We start from the raw sequence: 20,704 nt of genomic DNA on the forward strand, positions 1-20,704 counted from the left end.
TTACAGAAAAGGTAAAAAAAATGAAGAAAACAGATAGTAAATTTACTAATCGAAAAGTTGCCTTAAGATAGATAACGAATTGGGTTTTTTAAAGGTTTGCAAATGTATCTGAAAATACTCAATCACCAAATTTAATAGGCTATTACGATCTTCTCGATGCATCTTTATTTCATGAATACCATCAAAATTCGTGCCTATGAATAATTTTAATTGAGCACTTTCTACGTCAGTTAAGTGATGCGGTTGTAATCCATTTTCATCAAAATTGCCATTCAACATATTAAAATAAGTAAATTGCAAGGTAGACTGGTCTGGTTGAAAGCCTAAAAAACCAGTCATGTCCAGCAACATTTTGATAGAAAAATTAGCCACCTGATCTGATTGATCTAAATATTGAAAAACAGAGGATAGGTACTCAAAAAGATCGCTATCAGGTTGTTGTTCTGTCAATAATTGAGTGAGTACCTCAGAAAAAAACATGGTAATACTACTCTTCACAATATCATTATGGACGTGGTCGTATGGAAATATGACTCTAGCTTCTTTGATATACTCTAGACTTCCTTTTCCTTTGTGTTGGGTTTCAATCTCTAATTGTGTAAGCGGCTGAAATAAAGAAATACGCAGTTTACCTTTTCTAGACTTACGAATACCTTTGAGTATGAAAGATTGTGTTCCCAGCTCTTTGGTATATAATCTCGCGATGATATCCGACTCACTATACTTTAAAGCAGATAAAACTATTGCTGATGTTTTAACTAACATTTATCTAACAATCATCAATTTAGAAACCGTCGTCTCGATATTATCGTCAGTAGAAATAAATAATAAATAGACCCCAGAGGCTACTTTATTTCCTGAAAAACTTCTAGTATCCCAAGGGATAGTTCCTCCTTGAGAAACCGCTTCATAAACAAGGTTACCTTCAATATCAGTAATTTTCACTCGTGCTCTATCTGTTAACCCATCGATAGTAACATTACCATCAAAACCTGGCCGTACCGGATTAGGAAAAACCCTAACACTTTCTAAATCTTCTTCTGGTCTGCTAGAGCGCTCTCCCTGAAAAGCCACAATACCTTTATTTGTTGCAAAATATACTTTTCCTGTCTCTTCATCAATTGCGATATCATTAATCGAGTTAGTAGGTAATGGCGAGTTATCGGTCGTAAATTGAAATAAAGTTTCTCTTCCTGTAGGTGAGAATAAAAATGCGCCAGAACTAGCTGTAGCCACCCATTTGTTATTGTTACCGTCTACTTCAATATCTAGTACAGCCTCGTCTTGTAACAACTCTCTAGGTATTCCATTAGTGTCTTCAATAATTACAGAACGTGCATCTTGTATCTCGTCAGAAAATAAGCTATTGGTATTAAAAAGAATTCTCAATCCTATATTAGATCCTATCCACAATCGGTTTTGTTGATCTATTTTTATGGCACTCACATAGTTATTAATCAAATTTCCTTGTGAAATCTCATCAATCATTCTTGTAAATCGATCTGTTTCTGGATCATAACCTATAAGTCCACCATCTGTAGACCCAAAAATGATCTTATCATCATTGGTAATTTGTATTTTGGTGGTACTAGACCCACCAGAAACATCTTCAAAAACAGAACCAACGTCAAATGATGTCCAGTTTCCGGAAGTATTTCTTCTACTTAGAGCTCGATCTACTTGTTGCTGTATTACCCATAGATTACCTTGAGAATCATACTCTCCATCAGGGATTCTAACAAAAAAAGTAGATGGCGGTAAAATACTGGTAAGTGAACTATTATTGATACCATATCTTGTACCAGCAACACCATCTATAAAATCTAATAATCCATTATTCATAGAATGAACTACCAAGTCTGAGCCGTTTTCTGGATTTATAGTTAGCGTAGGAACGCTTATTAAACCATTAATATCGTCATTAGTGTAATTGATCCATTCATCATCCACAAAATGACTAATACCTACAGTCGCATCGTCTGGTGTATAAAATAAATCATGAGAACCATAGGTCACCCATAATTCATTTGGTAATGTTTGAATAGAAAAAGCTGAGTTTCTTGAAGGACCATCGGCAACAATAAATTCAAAATCTGTTTGATTCATCAAATTAACTCTTATCATTCCATTTGACTCTGTTCCTACAAAAAGATCATCGCCTACTACTATGGCTTGTGTAAATAGATAGGACTCTCCATCAATAAGACTCAAATTCAAAAACTGACTCAATGAACTATCATAAATAATGATTTCATTATTTAAAGTAAAGATTAAAAATTCGTTAGTAGCATAAGCATCTAGCACTCTCGATGAAAATTGAGTAATATTATTTGCAAATGAAGCTCCATTAAATTGATTGAGAGAACCTCCTACAGTTACTGCTAAGAGACTAGAATTAAAAGAGATTACTTCATCCCAAACATCTGGATTAACTAACGTCCAGTTTGCAAAATCAATTAAAAATGGATCTGCAATAGGAGCTCTTCTTATAGCACTTGCTGCATCTAAGGTTGCTGCATATAAAAACCCATCAAAGATCTCTAAAGATGCTATAGGCAATTGTTCACCATTATCACCTATAAAGTAGGTGTCATCAAATTCTAATCGTTCTAGGTTGTAAATCGCAATGCCAAAATCCGTGGCGATATAAATAAGATCGCCGCTTTCTAAGAATTCATTTATTTTCTTATTATTTGGTGGAATTACCTGTTTGTCCCGGATCGCGACAACATCTGTAACATCACCATTTTGATCTACTATTTGCAGTAAACCATTTTGATAACCTATAACTAGCAATGCTTTGTCTTCACTATAATGAATCTGACTTATCTCATCGCCGTTTAATCCATTAATAGTAGTTAAAGTTGTGAATGATCGAGAAGAGAGGTCGTAAATAAAAACAGCGTTTTCACTGGCAGCATAAACTGCTGTGCTAGAATCATCAATATCCACAATATTAGTAAATGAGAAAAAACCTTCCCAAGAGTCACTAAAGTCTTGCCCAATTGAATAATTACAAACCAATAAAAATAACAGTAATAGCTTTTTCATATATATAGAACGTGTCCATCCTGATTATATGATGAATCAACACAAAAATAAACTTATTTTAAGGCATTAAAAAACCTCTGTAAAAATTACAAAGGTTTAGTTTTATTAGTGTTCCGCTTTCGCGAAAGCGGAATCATTTTAAAATTCAATAATATTACACAATTCCTTGTGCAAGCATAGCGTCTGCAACTTTTACAAAACCAGCAATATTTGCTCCTTTTACATAGTCCACAAATCCTTCTTCATCCTTTCCATATTCCACGCAAGCTTCGTGAATATCATTCATGATGCTATGAAGTTTACTATCCACTTCTTCTGCAGTCCAGCTATAACGCATAGAGTTTTGAGACATTTCTAATCCAGAAGTAGCAACACCACCAGCGTTAGAAGCTTTTCCTGGAGAGAACAAGATCTTTTTATCTAAAAAGTGTTCAATCGCTTCTGGTGTACAAGGCATATTTGCTCCTTCTCCTACACACATACAACCATTTGAAACAAGAGTTTTTGCTTCATCACCATTTAACTCGTTTTGAGTAGCACATGGCAATGCTATATCACATTTTACAGACCATGGACGCTCTCCTTCATGATAAGTAGCACCTGAATACTGATCTACATATTCTGAAATACGACCACGTTTATTGTTTTTAAGATCCATGATAAAAGCGAGCTTATCTGCATCAATTCCATCTGCATCATAAATATATCCACCAGAATCTGACATAGTCACGACCTTACCACCTAATTGTAAAATCTTTTCTGCTGCATATTGAGCTACATTTCCAGATCCAGAAATTACTGTGGTTTTTCCTTTTATGGATTCTCCACGAGTCTTTAACATGTTTTCTGCAAAGTAAACATTACCATAGCCAGTGGCTTCTGGACGGATTAAAGAACCTCCATATGAACGTCCTTTACCTGTAAGAATACCAGTAAATTCGTTTCTTAATTTTTTATAGTATCCGAAAAGGTAGCCTATTTCACGACCACCTACACCTATGTCACCTGCTGGCACATCTGTATCTGCACCAATAACTCGCTGCAATTCTACCATAAAAGATTGACAAAAACGCATTACTTCACGGTCTGACTTTCCTTTAGGGTCAAAGTCAGATCCACCTTTTCCACCACCCATAGGAAGTGTTGTAAGACTGTTCTTAAAAACTTGCTCAAAAGCAAGAAACTTAAGAATACTCAAGTTTACAGATGGGTGAAATCTTAATCCTCCTTTATAAGGTCCTATAGCACTGTTCATTTGAATACGGTAACCGCGGTTCACCTGAACTTCATTATTATCATCGGTCCATGGCACACGGAACATGGTTACACGCTCTGGCTCTGCCATTCTTTCTAACAGCTTGTCAGATTGATATTGCTTATTTTCTTCAATAAAAGGTATAACAGCCTCTGCAACTTCTTCAACTGCCTGAATGAATTCTGGCTCGTTAGGATTCTTCTTTTTTATCAAATCGATAAAATCGCGGATCTTTTTTTCCATTATTTTTAATTTGGTTCTATACTTTAAGAAAACGTTTTCGTTAAGGGTGCAAATATAATATTATACCATGATGCTAGCTTTTTTTTACCATTAATTTAAGTCTTAACGTATTAGGTTAATGAAAACAAAATGTAAAACTGAGTAGATTACCTATTACCTAAGCCATTATAGCCTAAAATAAATTTACCCGACAGTTACATTTTGTTATATTTGCCGCTATATCAAAGCAAGCAGTTAGTCATTTGATTTTAGTATCTTAAATGTTGTAAAAACTGGATTGTGGAACAATCTAAGGGTTAAGATATTCTAAACTTTGTAAAAGAACTACCTAATGATGATGATGTTTGTAAAGCCTACTTAGCTAAAATTAAATGGCAAGATGGGTTTAGCTGTTGTAAATGCGGCCATACAAAAGGCTGTGAAAAGCTGGCTATAATTATCATTGTTAAGCTTGATATTATGTAGAAAGTGCAACCGTCAATACATTGTTTCATAAAGTTAAAATTGGTTTGTAAAAAGCATTTTGTATTGCCTTTGAGATAAGCACAAGTAGTAAGAGTACGTCAAGTATTCAAATGGGTAAGCGTTTTAGCTTACATCCAAAAACAGCGTGGTATTTTACGCAAAAAGTTTGTAAAGCTATGAAGAATAGTCAGAAGTATCCATTAGAAACCCTAACCCACGTAGATGAATTTACGGTAGGAGAAAAAGAAGAAGATAAACAAGGAAGAAGATACGCTTCAAAAAAGAAGGAAGCTGTCATAGGAGTTGAATTAACTGATAAGAACAAAATAAGAAGGATTTACATCAAGTCTATCGATGATTACTCTTTAAAATCATTAACCCCAATATTTGAAGAACAGATCACCAATTCAGTTAAGATTGTAACTGATAAATGAAAAGGCTGGAAACCCTAGAAACAAGAGTTCAATATTGAACAGGTGTAGAGTAATAATGGAGCAAGCTTCAAACAGTCATATAACGATAATACAAGTTAAATCCTTGTGGAGAGCAATACCTACACATATGAGCAAATGGCATATTCAAGCGTATTTTGATAAGTTCTGCTTTAGAGTTAATCACTCTTTACATCAGACAATTTTTTTTCATAAAACCATTGAACGAATGGTGCCATCCGATCCGGTATATCAATCAGAAATAAAACAGCAACTAAATGTATAATGTAATCAAAGTATTTATTTTAATAACGAATTCACATAAATACATTACCGCTTTATTGTTTTTATTTACGGCAATTCATGTTAGTAATGCACAATCAGGTTTCTCACATGAGCTAGGCTTTATTACAGGTCCAGTGGCTTTTCAAAGTGATTACGGTGAACGTTATAATTGGGACACCAACTCTGGAAATGTAGGTTTTGGCATAGGCCTTGTGCACTATATTAATTTTGCCTTCCGCGCAGATTGTAATTGCTACTCTGCAGACACTTACTGGAATTACCATTTTAAATTAAGAAGTCAAATCAGTTATCACGTCACTACTTTAAATCATCTGGGTGATGAGGCAGATAAGTTATCCTTAGGCGGCTTGCAATTAAGATCAATGGAAGGTAAGGCGAGAGTTTTTGAAGCAGGAGCACAATTAGAATGGCACCCATTGAGTATAAGGGATTTTCAAGAAGGAAAACCTAAAATTGCTCCCTATATAGGTTTAGGAGCTCATTATGTAAACTATAGACCAGAAGCCAGTAGTTCTTTAGGTCCTTTAGGTAATCCAGTAACAACTTTTCCGACGTTCATTGATAGAATAGACACTTCACAAGGTAGTGCGATTGCAATTTCTGGAGATATAGGTTTTAGGTACAAAGTAGGTCCTTTAAGCGATATTCTTATATCCTCTAGATGGCATTATTACACAGATAGTAACTATGTAGATGGATTGAGTCCTAACAATACCAATAATAGAGCAAATGACTGGATTTGGTGGTTTAACGTAGGTTATATCTTCTATTTATAACACATAAAAGACTTATATAAAAACACGTATTATCACTTTGATAGTAGGTGTTTTTTTTATTCTTGTAAGCCTATTTCTTTTATAGGGTCCCAGTAATTTTCTTTAAAGTTTTTGATCTGATCTTGCTCAATAATAAGACCTTCATTTTCTAATAACTGCTGCATTAAGTTTGTTCCAGAAAAGTGATGTTTACCGGTTAATACTCCATTGCGGTTAACAACTCTGTGTGCTGGCACTTCTGGATCATTATGTGATGCATTCATGGCATAACCTACTGTTCTACTGCTTTTCGGTGTCCCTAAAACTTTGGCAATCGCTCCATAACTAGTTATCTTACCGTAGGGGATTTGCTTCACTACTTCATAAACTCTTAAAAAAAAGTCATTGCTACTCATCCGTAAATTCTTATCAAAGTAAAAATAGCAATTGCTAAAGTTAGACTCCCCAAAATGTAGTTCACTTTTCTAGCAAAGGTATTACTATCAAATCCGAATTTTTTTACGTATTTTATGTACGCATATAGCATCAAAAAGGTTCCTAAAGAAGCCCCTAAAATAAAAACATGTGCCATGGGGTAAGTAAATTCAAATAAGCCTCTTCCGGCTAAAAAAGAACTGAACCCAATATAAAAAGGAATAGGAAAAATATTTAAAACTGATAGAATAATGCCTTGACCAAATAGTTTTATGCCAGACTTGTCTATTTTTTTCACTTCTGGAGCTCCAGAATCTATAGCTGCCCTAATGAAAAAGAAAACAGATAACCCCACAAATGCTATGGCTGCAAACTGCTCTAAAAGTAATAAAGTGCCGGGATTATCATTTAGTAACTTTGAAAAGAAAACGCCTACATAGACTTGAGCGATTACAACAATTGATGCTCCTAAAGCAAAAATAAGAGCTGCTTTTTTATTTTGTTTTACACTTATTTTGGCAGCAGTAAGGTTAAGTAATCCTGGAGGTATCACACCTACAAACCCTATTGTTAAACCGAATAATAAATGTAATAAAACAGCCATTACTTCAATCTAAATTTAATATAAGTGATAGCTTTACCTGTTTCTAAATACTGTTTTTCATAAAAGGTTTGTGTACCTGTAACTTCTTCTGGTGACTCTGTATTAGAATAGACATCGTGGTGTGAATACAAAATCTCTTCTCCTCTACCTTGTAACAATCCCAGTGTATAACCATGCATAAATTCAGAATCAGTCTTAAGATTCACAATACCTTCTGGCTGCAAAATATGTTTGTATCGAGCCAGAAAATCTGGGTTGGTCATACGGTGCTTTGTGCGTTTATACTTAATCTGTGGATCGGGAAATGTAATCCATATTTCTTGTATTTCCGCTTTCGCGAAAGCGGAATCTACCAACTCAATTTGTGTACGTAGAAAGGCTACATTGTCGAGTCCTTCTTCTATGGCGGTCTTTGCGCCACGCCAGAAACGCGCACCTTTTATATCGATTCCTATAAAATTACGATTAGGATATTTACGTGCCAAAGCAACGGTATATTCTCCTTTACCACATCCTAGTTCTAATGTTATAGGATTATCGTTACCGAAGAATTTTTTCCATTTTCCCTGATGTTTAAAGCCAGAAACGACCTCTTCTCTAGAAGGCTGGATAACGTTTTTGAATGTTTCGTTTTCGTTAAATCGTTTGAGTTTATTTTTACTTCCCAATACAATTATTTAAAGGTTAATTAAAAGTACACAAATATACTTGATTACAAAGTGATTGTATATTTACTGCATGCAAAAGTCCAAAAACATTTTGGTTGCCCCTTTAAATTGGGGTTTAGGTCATGCTACTCGATGCATACCCATTATCAATGCTATTATCGATAATGGTGACCAGCCTATACTTGCAAGTGATGGACAAGCGTTGGAATTATTAAAAAAAGAATATCCTACATTAAAATTTATTCAACTTCCTTCATACGATATAGAATATGCTAAAGAAGGACAAAATTTAAAACTTAAGATGCTTAAGGATTCTCCTAAAATCTGGACAGCTATTAGGAATGAACACAAAATACTTACTGATATTATTTTTAAGTATAAAATTAATGGTATCATATCTGACAATAGATTAGGGTTGTATAGCAACCTTGTACCTTCTGTTATTATCACACATCAACTTCAAGTATTATCTGGTAGTACCACGTGGCTAAGCACGCAACTACATTTACATTATATAAAAAAATACGATTACTGCTGGATTCCTGACACAACAGGAATCCATAATCTTTCTGGAAAACTATCCTTTAATGAAGATTCTAATATTCAAAAAACATACCTAGGACCTCTTTCTAGATTTAATAACATGGGTAATTACCAGAAAAAGTATGACTTGATGGTACTACTTTCTGGACCAGAACCTCAACGAGGTATTTTAGAAAAAAAGCTATTAGAAGAAGTAAAGAGATTCAAAGGTGAAGTTTTGTTCATTGCAGGAAAAGTGGAACAAGAGCAAAAGGTTACTAAGAAAGGAGATATTACTTATTACAATTACCTTTCAACAGAAGGATTGCAAAAAGCCTTTGACCGCAGTGAACTAATCCTGTGTAGAAGCGGTTACACCACCATTATGGATTTACAAAAAATGAATAAAAAGGCATTTTTCATTCCTACTCCTGGACAATTTGAACAAGAATATTTAGCTACCTTATTGGACCAAAAAGGTAAAGCTCCCTTTTGTTCTCAAGAAGATTTTACAATAGAAATGCTAGAAAATGTACATCAATATGAAGGGTTTTGCTATGATCAATCTTCAACAACCTCTATATCTTCTATTCTTGAGGAAACTTTTTCAAGCGTGAATGAAAATTCTGAACCTATTCCCAATTCACTATCAACATAGACACGTTCACCATGAGCCTCGGTAATATGCTTTACGATAGCAAGACCTAATCCAGAACCACCTTCTTTACGAGATCCTGTTCTATCTACTCTAAAGAATCGTTCAAACAATCTAGGAATGAATTCTTTTTTGATTCCTTCTCCGTTATCGGTAATACGTACTATTACCTTATTATTTATTAGATCCTCAATAGCGACCTCTGTAGTCCCGTTTTGTTTACCGTATTTGATAGAGTTCATAACTAGGTTAGCTACTACTTGTAAAATCCTTTCCTGATCTGCATGAACCATGATAGGTTGATCGTATTTCATGTCAAATAGTAAAGAGATGTTTTTCTTTGAAGCTTTCATTTCAAATTGATCAAAAACTTGTTTAACCAGTTGAAAAATATCAAAGTTCTCCTTATCGAGGCTCATATCGCCCACTTCAAGCCTAGTAATCATATCCATATCTTTCACGATATAGGTAAGACGCTCTACTCCTTTCTGAGCGCGTTCTAAATATTTTTTACGGATCGCCTTATCTTTATGAGCACCATCTATCAAAGTATCTATATAACCTTGAACGGTAAATAAAGGAGTTTTAAGCTCATGAGATATATTACCTAGAAATTCTTTTCTATAATTTTCTCTTATTTGTAAAGTTTCTATCTCTATTTTCTTGTTGCGTGCAAATCGCTCTACTTGCTCTTTGAGCGTGCGCATATCGGTAGCAATTTCACGATCATCAAAACTACTTGATTCTAAAAGTGATACATCTTCATAAATACGAGCGATACGCCTGTATATGAATCTTTTCACTCGATATTGAATGATGGAAAAACATATAATAAAACTTATAAATAAAAGCGCTACTAGAATGTAAACAGATATAGATATAAATTTAAAATAAGTTAACAAACAGAGAATAGAGACCAATATTATGGCAATATAAATCGAAGATCTGAAAGCAAAACGGTAACTATTTCTCTGTGGCTTTATATTATTTGACATATTTATAGCCTACTCCTTTCACAGTTTTGAAGCAATCATCACCTAATTTTTCTCTCAACTTTCTAATATGCACATCTATTGTACGACCACCTACAATAACTTCATTTCCCCACACTACGTCCAGTATTTCTTCTCTTTTAAAGACTTTACCTGGTTTTGTTGTTAACAAAGAGAGTAATTCAAATTCTTTGCGAGGCAAAATCATCTCTTCTTTTTTAAAAATAATTTTATACTGATCTCTATCTATAATAAGGTCGCCTATTTTTAAAATATTTGAAGAAACTGCTTCTGTATTTTCCTTACGTCTAAGAAGGGATTTTACTTTAGAAACAAGGACTCTAGGTTTAACAGGTTTAGTAATATAATCATCTGCCCCAGCGTCAAAACCTGCAATCATGGAATAATCTTCACCTCTTGCAGTAAAAAAAGTAATAATTGTCTCATCCAGTTCGGACATTTTGCGCATTTTTTCACAGGCTTCAATACCGTCCATGACAGGCATCATTACATCTAGAATGATCAGGTCTGGTTTTTTCTTTTTAGCTTTTCTTACAGCTTCATCGCCATTTTCGGCGGTGTAAACTTGATAACCTTCGTTTTTAAGATTGTAACTAACTATCTCTAAAATATCTGGCTCGTCATCAACGAGTAAGATTTTAGCCTTGGCGTCTTTCATTTCTTCTTGCATATACTTAATGTGCTAAATTAATAAGATAGCTATGTAATGATTTTAAATCCATGTTAGCTTTAGGTTAACTCAATGTTTTAAAAAAATGAAAGTTAAGAAAATAATTTGTGTTAGTCTCGCTTTCGCGAAAGCGGAATCGATAAAATCAGATAAATTCTCTAAAAGCTTATGAATCAAGACATTTCTTTCTCATGTTATCTTAATATTAAATAACTGAAAGTCAATTGATAAAACTTAATAATTGCTGTACATTTGCAAAAAAACATACATAATGAAACAAATTTACTTATCAATTTTATTATTATTCACTGCTGCTATTAATACCAATGCGCAGGTGATGTATTCTGAGGATTTTGATGCTACAAATGTAGCAGATGGAAGTGGTGTAGAAGGGTCTTCTGGTAGCGTATTAGTTAACGTAGGAGATTATCCTGCTTTAGTAGACTGGACGATCGACGCTAGCGCGGCTGATTTATCTGCAAGCTCTGACTGGGCAAAAACAGATGGTGGTCAGTTTGCTTTTAGAGATACTGATGGTGATATCATTTGGGATTCAGAATTAATTGACATCTCTATCGCTACTGGAGCATTCAATTTCTCTGTTGATGCTTCTAATAACAATGGTGGCTTTGAAGATTCAGATTACCTTGATGTATTATATTCCATCGATGGTGGTGCATTTGTTTTAATACAAGACTGGAATGGTTTAGGCGATACGACTCACACATTTCTAGGTGAGAAAAACGGTATGGATTGGGATGGAAGTACTCCAGAAGTAGTTACGGTAAGCGGTCTTAATGGTTCAAGTACTTTACAAATAAGAGTTATAGGTAATGTAAATGCTGGTGCAGAGCAATTGTTCTTTGACAACATTAACGTTTTTGAAGGCGCGCCAGCTCCTTCTATATCTATTACTAGTCCAGCAGACAATGAAGTACTAGCTTCAGGTGATTTTAATGTTTCTTTTCTAGTAAATAACTTCACAGTTGCACAAACTGGTGGTGATGGTTACGTACAATATTCATTGGATAGTGCTTCGGCTACTGATAAATTTGATACAACTGATATTTTATTTACAGGAATTACTTCAGGTCAACACTCTATTACCTTAGAATTAGTAGATAATACAGGAACGCCATTGACTCCAGCTGTTTTACAAACGGTAAACTTTGAAGTTGCTGGTGCATTACAAGTACAGGACCTAGCTGAATTGAGAGCAATTAATCTTCCTTCTACAGATGTAATTACTGTTGCTGGTGAAGTATTTGTTACTCATACTGAAAGCTTTAGAAATCAAAAATGGGTTCAAGACGCTAGTGCTGGTATTTTAATAGACGACAACGCTGGTATCATCACAACTTCAATTGTTAAAGGTGATGGGTTGACCGGAATAACTGGAACTATAAGCGAATTTAATGGACTGTTACAATTCACTCCTACAGCTGATACAGGTGCTCCTACATCAACTAATAATATGCCTGCACCACAAGTAGTAACTCTTGCTATGTTGAACACAAATGCAGAAGATTATGAATCAGAATTGGTTCAAATAAATGGACTTATGTTTGATAACGCAGATGGTACTATTGCTTTTTCTAACGGTAGTGAAGAACCTATATCTGTAGGAGCTGATACTTTTGTACACAGATCTTTATTTAATACAGACTACATAGGTCTTCCACTTCCAACTGCAGCGACTGATCTAGTAGGTTTTATAACTGAAAGAGTAAATGGTTATTCAGTTCAGGCAAGAGATCGTTCAGACGTTTCAACATTATCTAATGAAACTTTTGAAACAAATACTTTTAAAATTTATCCTAATCCAGCAACTGGAAACTTTATAAATATTGTTTCTTCAAATGGAGAAGCTGTAAACGTTGTGATCTATTCTACTTTGGGTCAAAAAGTTCTAGCTGTAAATGCTCTTACTAATACGTTAAATGTAGGTAACCTAGATTCTGGAATGTATATCGTAAGAATTTCTCAAGGAGAAGCTACTCAAACACGTAAGTTAGTGATCAAATAATCAATAACTAACTTTATAATTTACTAAGCGCTGCAGTCTGACTGCGGCGCTTTTTTATTTACTTTTGTTATAAATAATTGATTTGAAATTTCCTGTATTTGATATTGATTCGCCTCAGGCATTTGAAAAAATGACCTTAGATATTTATCGCTATCAATTGGAAGAAAATGCAGTTTACAAACAATACTGTGAACTTCTCAATAAAACACGAGCGACAACGGTAGAAGAAATACCATGCTTGCCTATTCAATTTTTCAAGTCACACCATATTGTAAGTAATTCTAATCCTTCACAAATTACATTTACCAGTAGTGGCACCACAGGAAGTGTAGTTTCAAAACATCATATTACAGATTTAGAGGTTTACGATTTAAGCCTAGACTGCAGCTTCAAAGCTACATATGGTAATATTGAAGACTATGTGATACTAGCATTATTGCCGCATTATCTAGATCGTACAGGTTCTTCATTAGTTTATATGGCACAACGCTGGATAAACGATTCTAAAAGACCAGAAAGTGGCTTTTACCTCAATAACCTTAAAGAGCTAGCTCACGTTTTAAAAAACTTTGAAAACACCAATCAAAAAGTAATTCTAATAGGTGTCACCTTTGCCCTATTACAGCTTGCTGAAAACCACGCAATGCCTCTTGAAAACACTATTATAATAGAAACTGGCGGCATGAAAGGAATGCGTAAAGAGATTGTAAAACCAGAGCTACATCAAATATTAAGAAATGCTTTCTCTAAAGCCAGTATTCAAAGTGAGTATGGAATGACAGAGCTACTTTCACAAGCTTATGCTACCGATGGGATTCAATTTACAACACCGTCATGGATGCAGGTGCGCACGAGAGATACAAACGATCCACTCTCAAAAATCTCATACGGTAAAACTGGCGGACTGAACATTATAGATCTAGCTAACTATAATTCATGTCCATTCATTGCAACACAAGACCTTGGGAAAAGTTTTAAAGATGGCAGCTTTCAAGTTTTAGGAAGGTTTGATCACTCTGACATACGAGGTTGTAATTTGATGGCAGTTAATTAAAACCATTAGAAAAGACTATAAAATAAAAAAGACCATCTAGAATCAGATGATCTTTTAAACAAAAAGTCGCAGTGTATTTATTTCAAAATAACCAAAAAGTAATTTTTCTTACCACGCTGCAACAAAATCATATTACCAGCAATCACATCTTCTTCAGAGACCACTTTTGAATCGTCTATTTTGTTCTTATTTATGCTTAGACTGTTTTCTTTTAATGCTCTACGCACTTCACCATTTGAAGGTAAAAAACCTGTAGTTTCATTCATAAACTCTACTACCTCAACACCATTTGTTATAGCACTTCTTTCTATCTCTACTTGTGGCACTCCATCAAAAATTTCTAATAAGGTAGCTTGATCCATTTTACCCCATTGCTCTGGAGTCACTTTTTTCGAAAAAAGAATATTAGAAGCTTCGACAGCTGTCTCAAAAGCCTCTTTACCATGAACCATCGTTGTTACTTCTTCAGCAAGGCGTTTTTGTAAAACTCTATAACCAGGATCCTTTTGATGCTCTTCTATTAAATCCTCACAGGTTTTTTGATCTAAAAATGTAAAAATTTTGATCCAGTTAACGGCATCATCATCTGTTGCCGTGATCCAAAATTGATAAAATTTATAAACACTCGTTTTATCTGCGTCTAGCCAGATGTTTCCACCTTCAGTCTTACCAAATTTTGTTCCGTCTGCTTTTGTAACCAGTGGTGTAGTTAATGCATAAGCTTTACCTCTCGCTACACGACGCACCAGTTCAGTACCTGTGGTAATATTTCCCCATTGATCGCTACCACCTATTTGTAGTTTCACACCTTCATTTTGATACAGATGTAAGTAATCATAACCTTGAAATAACTGGTAGGTAAATTCTGTAAAACTCATTCCATCACCTTCTCCAGAAAAACGCTTTTTTACAGAATCTTTAGCCATCATATAATTAACCGTAATATGCTTACCGATATCACGAGCAAAATCAATAAGCGTAAAATTCTTCATCCAGTCATAGTTATTGACCAACAACGCACGAGTTGCTTCTTCACCACCATCAAAATCTATAAATCTAGAAATCACACTTTTCACACCTGCAATATTTTTATCCAAAATATCTTGAGTAAGTAAATTACGCTCGGCACTTTTACCACTAGGGTCGCCTATCATACCAGTTGCACCACCTACAAGAGCAATAGGTCGATGACCAGCGCGTTGTAAATGCATCAAAAGGATAATTTGCACCATACTTCCTATATGAAGAGAATCTGCCGTAGGGTCAAAACCTATATAACCAGAAACCAGTTCTTTTTGAAGTAGTTCTTCAGTATCGGGCATGATATCATGTATCATCCCACGCCATTTCAATTCTTGTACAAAGTTGTAAGCCATTATAGTTATCTTATGGCTGCAAATATATAGGGTTTGGCTGTTTTTAAAGATCTTTTAAGCCTTGTATTGTTTATTTTTACACTATGATTTTAATCACAGGTGCAACAGGATTAGTAGGTGGACATTTGTTATACCGCTTTCGCGAAAGCGGAAAAAGTATTATTGCTATATATCGAGATCTTAAAACTCTGGATAAAACTAGAGAGATATTTGAATCTTATGAAACTGGTGCAAGTTCCCTAATAGATAATTTTAATTGGATTCAAGCAGATGTTTTAGAAATTCCTAGCCTTGAAAAAGCTATGCAAAATGTTACATCAGTTTACCATTGTGCTGCGGCGATTGAAGACCTTCCTTTTGAAGAGATGAAAAACATCAACATGAGAGGCACTGAAAACGTGATCAATGTAGCGCTTGTATTTGGCGTTAAAAAATTCTGCCATGTGAGTAGTATAGCTGCTTTAGGTGAAGCTGTCGGAGACAGAGCAGTGAACGAAGAAGACTTTTTTAATCTTGATGGCCTAAACACCAACTATGCGATTACAAAATTTGGTGGTGAGATGGAAGCCTGGCGTGCGACTCAAGAGAATATGGAAGTCATTATAGTCAATCCTGGTGTTATTATAGGTGAAGGAAACTGGAGCAGTGGTTCTGGAAAGTTAATAAGCAAAACTGATAAAGGCAATAGATTTTATACTTCTGGATCTAGCGGTTTTATTGACGTTAGAGACGTCACAAAAGCGATGCATATTTTAATGGAAAGCGACATCAAGAATGACCGTTTTATTTTAGTTGCAGAAAACAAAAGCTACAAACAGGTCCTAGATCAAATAGCGCAAAACATCAAAAAGAAAAAACCTTCTATCCTTCTTAAAAGCGGCTTTCTTAAAACTATTTCTTACTGGCTTAAAGTTTTGAATTTATTAGGATTGAAGCGTCAATTAAGTTTAGCAACTGTGGAGTCTTTAACCTCTAAAACAAGTTACTCAAACTTCAACATTCAAAAAGCAATTAATCTTAATTTCACTCCTATTAATCAAACCATTAAAAGAGTAACTGCTTTCTATCAAAAAGAATAATCATCACACCTTTTTTTTAGTCTTAGCTTTTTTAGTAATCTTGATTGAATTTGTAGATTGATTTTTGGGAAAAACTTTTTGCTTTTCTTTGTTTATTATTTCTTGCCTATTAGTTAAGGAGTCTTGGAGAGCTTTTAAATTAGCTTGTACTTTATCTATAATGATTAAATAGTCCTCGATCCTATCTGTATAAAAATCTAGATTGTCTTTAAAAGAGATACTATCTATTTTATGTTTATCATAAATATAAGAACTGGGCTTTATTCCTGTTTTAAGATATGCCGCTTTATTGGATGAAATAGCACCTTCTACAACATATAAATCTGTTAAAACCGCAGCCATTTTATCTTTAGAAAATAGATTCTCTGGCTCAGAAGATTTATCTACATCTGCGCAAGAAAAAACATAAAAAATCAAAAATAAAGCTGTTATCTTTTTCATCGTGTAAAAGAAAGTTCTTGAGCGTTCTTATTATCTGTCACCTTAAAATTTTTATAAGCTAACTCACCATTTACAAAGGTTTGCATGATACGACTCTTAAAGGTCACTCCTTCAAATGGAGACCAACCACATTTTGCCAAGATATTTTCTTTGGTAACCGTCCATGGATTATTAGTGTCAACAACAACTAGGTCTGCCTTATACCCTTTTCTTATATAACCTCTTTTTTCTATATCAAACAATAACGCTGGATTGTGACACATTTTTTCCACTACTTTTTCAATAGATATTTTATCATCATGCACAAACTGTAGCATAGCTGGAAGCGCGTGTTGTACTAAAGGACCACCACTAGGACATGAGGTATACGGATTAGTCTTCTCTTCTAAAGTATGCGGTGCATGATCTGTAGCGATAACATCGATACGATCATCTAATAACGCTTTCCAAAGCTGTTCTCTGTCAGATGCTGTTTTTACTGCTGGATTCCATTTAATAAATTTCCCTTTTGTTGCATAATCTTCATCACAAAACCATAAGTGATGGATACAAACTTCTGACGTTATTTGCTTATCAACTATAGCTTTGTCATTTGAAAATAAAGCTGTCTCTTTACCAGTAGATAAATGAAAGACATGAATTCTAGCACCAGTTTCCTTAGCTAGCTCTACGGCACCACTGCTACTAATATAACAAGCTTCTTCACTTCTTATAATGGGATGTTGATCCATAGGAATATCATCACCGTATTGTTCAATAGCTTCTTTTAAATTTGCCTTTATCGTTTCTTCATCTTCACAATGAAGGGCAATGCGTAAATCCACTTTAGAAAATATTTTTCTAAGCACCTCTTTATTATCTACTAACATATCACCTGTAGAAGATCCTAAAAATATTTTTAAAGCTGGTACACGTGTAGTGTCCACCTTTAATATTTCGTCTAAATTATCATTACTACCTCCAAACATAAAAGAATAGTTTGCATGGCTATCGCTTGCTGCAATTGCCATTTTCTTTTCCCATTCTTCAATAGTAGTTGTCTGTGGATTTGTATTAGGCATTTCCATAAAGGTAGTAATTCCTCCAGCAACAGCAGCTGCACTTTCTGTGGCAATCGTAGCTTTGTGAGTAAGTCCTGGCTCTCTAAAGTGTACTTGATCATCAATAACACCTGGTAAAAGATACTTACCTTCTATATCTATGATGATAGTATCAGCATTTTTGGCACTAATACTATCTGAAATCTCCACTATAGTGTCTCCTTCAATATAGACATCACCTTCTTTAGTAACGCCATCGGTAACAATTTTTGCGTTTTTAATTAAAACCTTTTTCATATTTCTAGTTTCCCTATCCAACTTTTTATTTTCATAATTAAGACTCCTGCAACAGCTTCATGTATAATGCCACTACTCATTTTAGACTGACCTCTTGACCTATCTGTAAAAATGACTGGCACTTCTATTATTTTTGCCTTAAGTAGATATGCCTTAAATTTCATTTCAATTTGAAACGCATAGCCTACAAAGTTAATCTTATCTAAATTAATTTTCTGTAAAAGCGATGTTCTATAACAAACAAATCCAGCGGTGGTATCGTGAATATCCATCCTAGTTATTAACCTAACATATTTTGAGGCAAAATAGGATAGTAAGATCCTAGACATAGGCCAGTTAACTACATTAACCCCTTTAACATACCTACTTCCTATTACTAGGTCTGCTTTTTTATTCACGCATACATCATACAACAGGCTCAAATCATTAGGATTATGAGAAAAATCTGCATCCATCTCAAAAACATACTCATAATGTCTATTTAAAGCCCACTTAAAGCCATGGATATAGGCAGTTCCTAAACCTTGTTTACCAGAGCGTTCCTCTAAAAATAATCTGTTAGGAAATAACAGCATGTTATTTTTAACAATTTCAGCGGTGCCATCTGGCGAGTTATCATCAATTATAAGAAGGTGTAAGTCTTCATTTTGAGTCAATACAGCTTTTATCATCAACTGGATGTTCTCTAGTTCATTATATGTAGGGATGATAATTAACGTATTTTTCATAATCAGCGGCAAAAATAGACAATTAATCTGCCAGCTATGTAAACGTTTGTTAAATCATATTATTTTTGCTTTCTCATGAAAGATGAACTACGACATATAGAACTTAATGATTGGATCACGATCACCCTTTTATCGTGTGTGGTAATTATTGTTATTGCAAGATGGTTTTCTGCTTTTAACATTACAGATCTTTTGAGCTCTTATTTCAAAGACCGATTTATCAAACTTTCTAGAAATGGAGAAGACGGATCTTCTGTCCTTATTGTGAGCAGCGTGGTAGTATACAGCATTAACATCTCTTTATTTCTCTACCTTTTTTATCAAATATCTTTCAATAAACTTATTGAACTTAATGGTTATATTATGGTCTTGACCGCCACTTCTGTTTTTGTACTCGCAAAACATTTTATTGGAAAACTAATTGCTACCCTATGTAACTTTGAAGAAATGTTATTTACAATAGACCATCACCGCAACATTTACAGGGCAATGTTTGCTTTTGGTTTACTAATTATCAACTTAATAGTGATTTATGCGTTTGAAATGCATGAAAATGTTTTTCTAACTTCATTTATTACCATTTGTCTGGTTTTATTTGCATATAATCTGATCTTAATCTACCGGTACAGGAATATGCTAATTTCTTCAAATTTCTATTTTATTTTGTACCTTTGCACGCTTGAAATCGCACCCTATCTACTTTTATATAAGTATATTATGCTGTGAGAGCCTGTTTTAATAGAAAAATACGTTTATGAAAGTGAAAACAATTTTAGTTTCCCAACCTGAACCTAAAATGGAAAACTCGCCATATCAGAATTTGGTGGATAGAACAAAAGTTAAAATCGACTTTCGTTCCTTCATACATGTGGAGGGAGCACCTGCAAAAGAAGTACGCGAACAAAAAATAGATTTATCTAAATTTACTGCAATCATCTTAACCAGCCGTAATGCTGTTGATCATTTCTTTAGAGTTGCTGATGAAATGCGATTTAAGATTCCAGATACATTAAAATACTTTTGTCAGAGCGAGGCTGTAGCCTATTACTTACAGAAATATGTAGTCTATCGCAAGCGTAAAATTTATGTAGGTAAAAGAACTTTTTCTGAATTATGTCCTTTAATCAAAAAGCATAAAACTGAAACCTTTCTAGTTCCTAGTTCAGATAAAGTAGGAGGATCTTCAGAGGCTGAGCTTGACAAACTAGGCGTGAAATGGAAGAGTGCGGTATTTTTCCGTACAGTTATCAGCGATCTTTCTGATCTGGCAGATGTGAAATATGATATTTTAGTTTTCTTTAGCCCTAGTGGTATAGAGTCTTTATTTAAGAATTTTCCTGAGTTTACTCAAGAGCAAACTCGTATTGCTGTTTTTGGTAACACAACTATGAAAGCCGCTCAAGATAAAGGTCTTAGAATAGATATACAAGCACCAACACCAGAGTCACCATCAATGACTATGGCTATAGAAAGTTATATTAAAGACAAAGCTTAGTATATATTTTCCGCTTTCGCGAAAGCGAGATAACTACAAAACAAAAACGTCCTGAATGAATTGTTCAGGACGTTTTTCTTTGTAAAGCTATTATT

General features: G+C 34.4%; 19 protein-coding genes and 1 pseudogene. 8 read left to right on the top strand and 12 right to left on the bottom strand.

The annotated features are described in order from the left end of the window. Nucleotides 1-45 precede the first annotated feature (45 nt). From recO to gdhA, 3 genes are all read right to left on the bottom strand, one after another. Nucleotides 46-765, bottom strand: coding sequence for a DNA repair protein RecO (gene recO / locus ACTF54_RS01285; protein ID WP_347196260.1), 720 nt, complete (start codon nt 763-765; stop codon nt 46-48). After that, the gene (gene porZ, locus ACTF54_RS01290; protein WP_438968555.1) at nt 766-3,051 is read right to left on the bottom strand and encodes a type IX secretion system anionic LPS delivery protein PorZ; all 2,286 of its coding nucleotides are present in this window, start codon (nt 3,049-3,051) and stop codon (nt 766-768) included. A 154-nt stretch (nt 3,052-3,205) separates the two neighbouring features. Then, nucleotides 3,206-4,549: an NADP-specific glutamate dehydrogenase gene (gdhA, locus tag ACTF54_RS01295; RefSeq protein WP_438968556.1), complete on the bottom strand. Its 1,344-nt coding sequence runs from the start codon at nt 4,547-4,549 to the stop codon at nt 3,206-3,208. Nucleotides 4,550-4,852: 303 nt separating this feature from the next. Here gdhA and ACTF54_RS01300 point away from each other — a divergent pair. Together ACTF54_RS01300 and ACTF54_RS01305 are read left to right on the top strand one after the other, a co-directional pair. Beyond that, nucleotides 4,853-5,731, top strand: a pseudogene (locus ACTF54_RS01300) (IS1595 family transposase). Then, nucleotides 5,724-6,527, top strand: coding sequence for a THC0290_0291 family protein (locus tag ACTF54_RS01305; RefSeq protein ID WP_347196263.1), 804 nt, complete (start codon nt 5,724-5,726; stop codon nt 6,525-6,527). The pseudogene ACTF54_RS01300 and the gene ACTF54_RS01305 overlap by 8 nt, the downstream one beginning before the upstream one ends. Before the next feature lie 56 nt (nt 6,528-6,583). Here ACTF54_RS01305 and ACTF54_RS01310 read toward each other — a convergent pair whose 3' ends face one another. Genes ACTF54_RS01310 through trmB form a run of 3 tightly spaced genes read right to left on the bottom strand, consistent with a single transcriptional unit; the run spans nt 6,584 to nt 8,213 of the window. After that, nucleotides 6,584-6,922 carry an MGMT family protein gene (locus tag ACTF54_RS01310; protein ID WP_347196264.1) on the bottom strand — a complete coding sequence of 113 codons (339 nt, stop codon included), beginning with the start codon at nt 6,920-6,922 and terminating at the stop codon, nt 6,584-6,586. After that, entirely contained in the window at nt 6,919-7,545 is a 627-nt protein-coding gene (locus tag ACTF54_RS01315; RefSeq protein ID WP_347196265.1) for a LysE family transporter, read from the bottom strand. Before ACTF54_RS01315 ends, ACTF54_RS01310 begins: the two co-directional genes overlap by 4 nt. Then, on the bottom strand, nt 7,545-8,213 hold the full coding sequence (gene trmB, locus ACTF54_RS01320) for a tRNA (guanosine(46)-N7)-methyltransferase TrmB (protein ID WP_438968557.1): 669 nt from the start codon (nt 8,211-8,213) through the stop codon (nt 7,545-7,547). The genes ACTF54_RS01315 and trmB overlap by 1 nt, the downstream gene beginning before the upstream one ends. 70 nt (nt 8,214-8,283) lie before the next feature. Here trmB and ACTF54_RS01325 point away from each other — a divergent pair, with 70 nt between their 5' ends. Then, nucleotides 8,284-9,393, top strand: a complete 1,110-nt coding sequence (locus ACTF54_RS01325) for a glycosyltransferase (RefSeq protein WP_347196267.1) — start codon at nt 8,284-8,286, stop codon at nt 9,391-9,393. Here ACTF54_RS01325 and ACTF54_RS01330 read toward each other — a convergent pair. Both ACTF54_RS01330 and ACTF54_RS01335 read right to left on the bottom strand, forming a co-directional pair. Then, complete coding sequence (locus ACTF54_RS01330; protein ID WP_438968558.1) at nt 9,297-10,385, bottom strand: sensor histidine kinase; 1,089 nt, start codon at nt 10,383-10,385, stop codon at nt 9,297-9,299. The two genes, ACTF54_RS01325 and ACTF54_RS01330, sit on opposite strands and share 97 nt — an antisense overlap. Then, on the bottom strand, nt 10,375-11,061 hold the full coding sequence (locus ACTF54_RS01335; RefSeq protein WP_347196315.1) for a response regulator transcription factor: 687 nt from the start codon (nt 11,059-11,061) through the stop codon (nt 10,375-10,377). Before ACTF54_RS01335 ends, ACTF54_RS01330 begins: the two co-directional genes overlap by 11 nt. Before the next feature lie 283 nt (nt 11,062-11,344). Between ACTF54_RS01335 and ACTF54_RS01340 the strand changes: the two genes are divergently transcribed. Continuing rightward, the gene (locus tag ACTF54_RS01340; RefSeq protein WP_438968559.1) at nt 11,345-13,099 is read left to right on the top strand and encodes a T9SS type A sorting domain-containing protein; all 1,755 of its coding nucleotides are present in this window, start codon (nt 11,345-11,347) and stop codon (nt 13,097-13,099) included. Between the two features lie 130 nt (nt 13,100-13,229). Then, a complete protein-coding gene (locus ACTF54_RS01345) occupies nt 13,230-14,153 on the top strand; it encodes a LuxE/PaaK family acyltransferase (RefSeq protein WP_347196316.1) in 924 nt (307 codons plus the stop codon). Nucleotides 14,154-14,230: 77 nt separating this feature from the next. Here ACTF54_RS01345 and tyrS read toward each other — a convergent pair whose 3' ends face one another. Then, the gene (gene tyrS, locus ACTF54_RS01350; protein ID WP_438968560.1) at nt 14,231-15,529 is read right to left on the bottom strand and encodes a tyrosine--tRNA ligase; all 1,299 of its coding nucleotides are present in this window, start codon (nt 15,527-15,529) and stop codon (nt 14,231-14,233) included. Nucleotides 15,530-15,612: 83 nt separating this feature from the next. Between tyrS and ACTF54_RS01355 the strand changes: the two genes are divergently transcribed. Next, complete coding sequence (locus tag ACTF54_RS01355; protein WP_347196271.1) at nt 15,613-16,608, top strand: NAD-dependent epimerase/dehydratase family protein; 996 nt, start codon at nt 15,613-15,615, stop codon at nt 16,606-16,608. Nucleotides 16,609-16,611: 3 nt separating this feature from the next. On the opposite strand, the gene ACTF54_RS01360 is transcribed toward ACTF54_RS01355, so the two are convergent. From ACTF54_RS01360 to ACTF54_RS01370, 3 genes are read right to left on the bottom strand one after another with little or no spacing between them, the layout of a single operon-like run. Next, nucleotides 16,612-17,049: a DUF4296 domain-containing protein gene (locus ACTF54_RS01360; protein WP_347196272.1), complete on the bottom strand. Its 438-nt coding sequence runs from the start codon at nt 17,047-17,049 to the stop codon at nt 16,612-16,614. After that, entirely contained in the window at nt 17,046-18,386 is a 1,341-nt protein-coding gene (locus tag ACTF54_RS01365) for a dihydroorotase (RefSeq protein WP_347196273.1), read from the bottom strand. The genes ACTF54_RS01360 and ACTF54_RS01365 overlap by 4 nt, the downstream gene beginning before the upstream one ends. Next, nucleotides 18,383-19,114, bottom strand: coding sequence for a polyprenol monophosphomannose synthase (locus tag ACTF54_RS01370; protein ID WP_347196274.1), 732 nt, complete (start codon nt 19,112-19,114; stop codon nt 18,383-18,385). Before ACTF54_RS01370 ends, ACTF54_RS01365 begins: the two co-directional genes overlap by 4 nt. 75 nt (nt 19,115-19,189) lie before the next feature. Here ACTF54_RS01370 and ACTF54_RS01375 point away from each other — a divergent pair, with 75 nt between their 5' ends. Together ACTF54_RS01375 and ACTF54_RS01380 are read left to right on the top strand one after the other, a co-directional pair. Beyond that, nucleotides 19,190-19,840, top strand: coding sequence for a DUF4271 domain-containing protein (locus tag ACTF54_RS01375; RefSeq protein ID WP_347202228.1), 651 nt, complete (start codon nt 19,190-19,192; stop codon nt 19,838-19,840). Between the two features lie 28 nt (nt 19,841-19,868). Continuing rightward, on the top strand, nt 19,869-20,609 hold the full coding sequence (locus tag ACTF54_RS01380) for a uroporphyrinogen-III synthase (RefSeq protein ID WP_347196275.1): 741 nt from the start codon (nt 19,869-19,871) through the stop codon (nt 20,607-20,609). The last annotated feature ends 95 nt before the right edge of the window (nt 20,610-20,704 follow it).

It is taken from the genome of Nonlabens sp., from assembly GCF_965657255.1.
Taxonomy (GTDB): domain Bacteria; phylum Bacteroidota; class Bacteroidia; order Flavobacteriales; family Flavobacteriaceae; genus Nonlabens.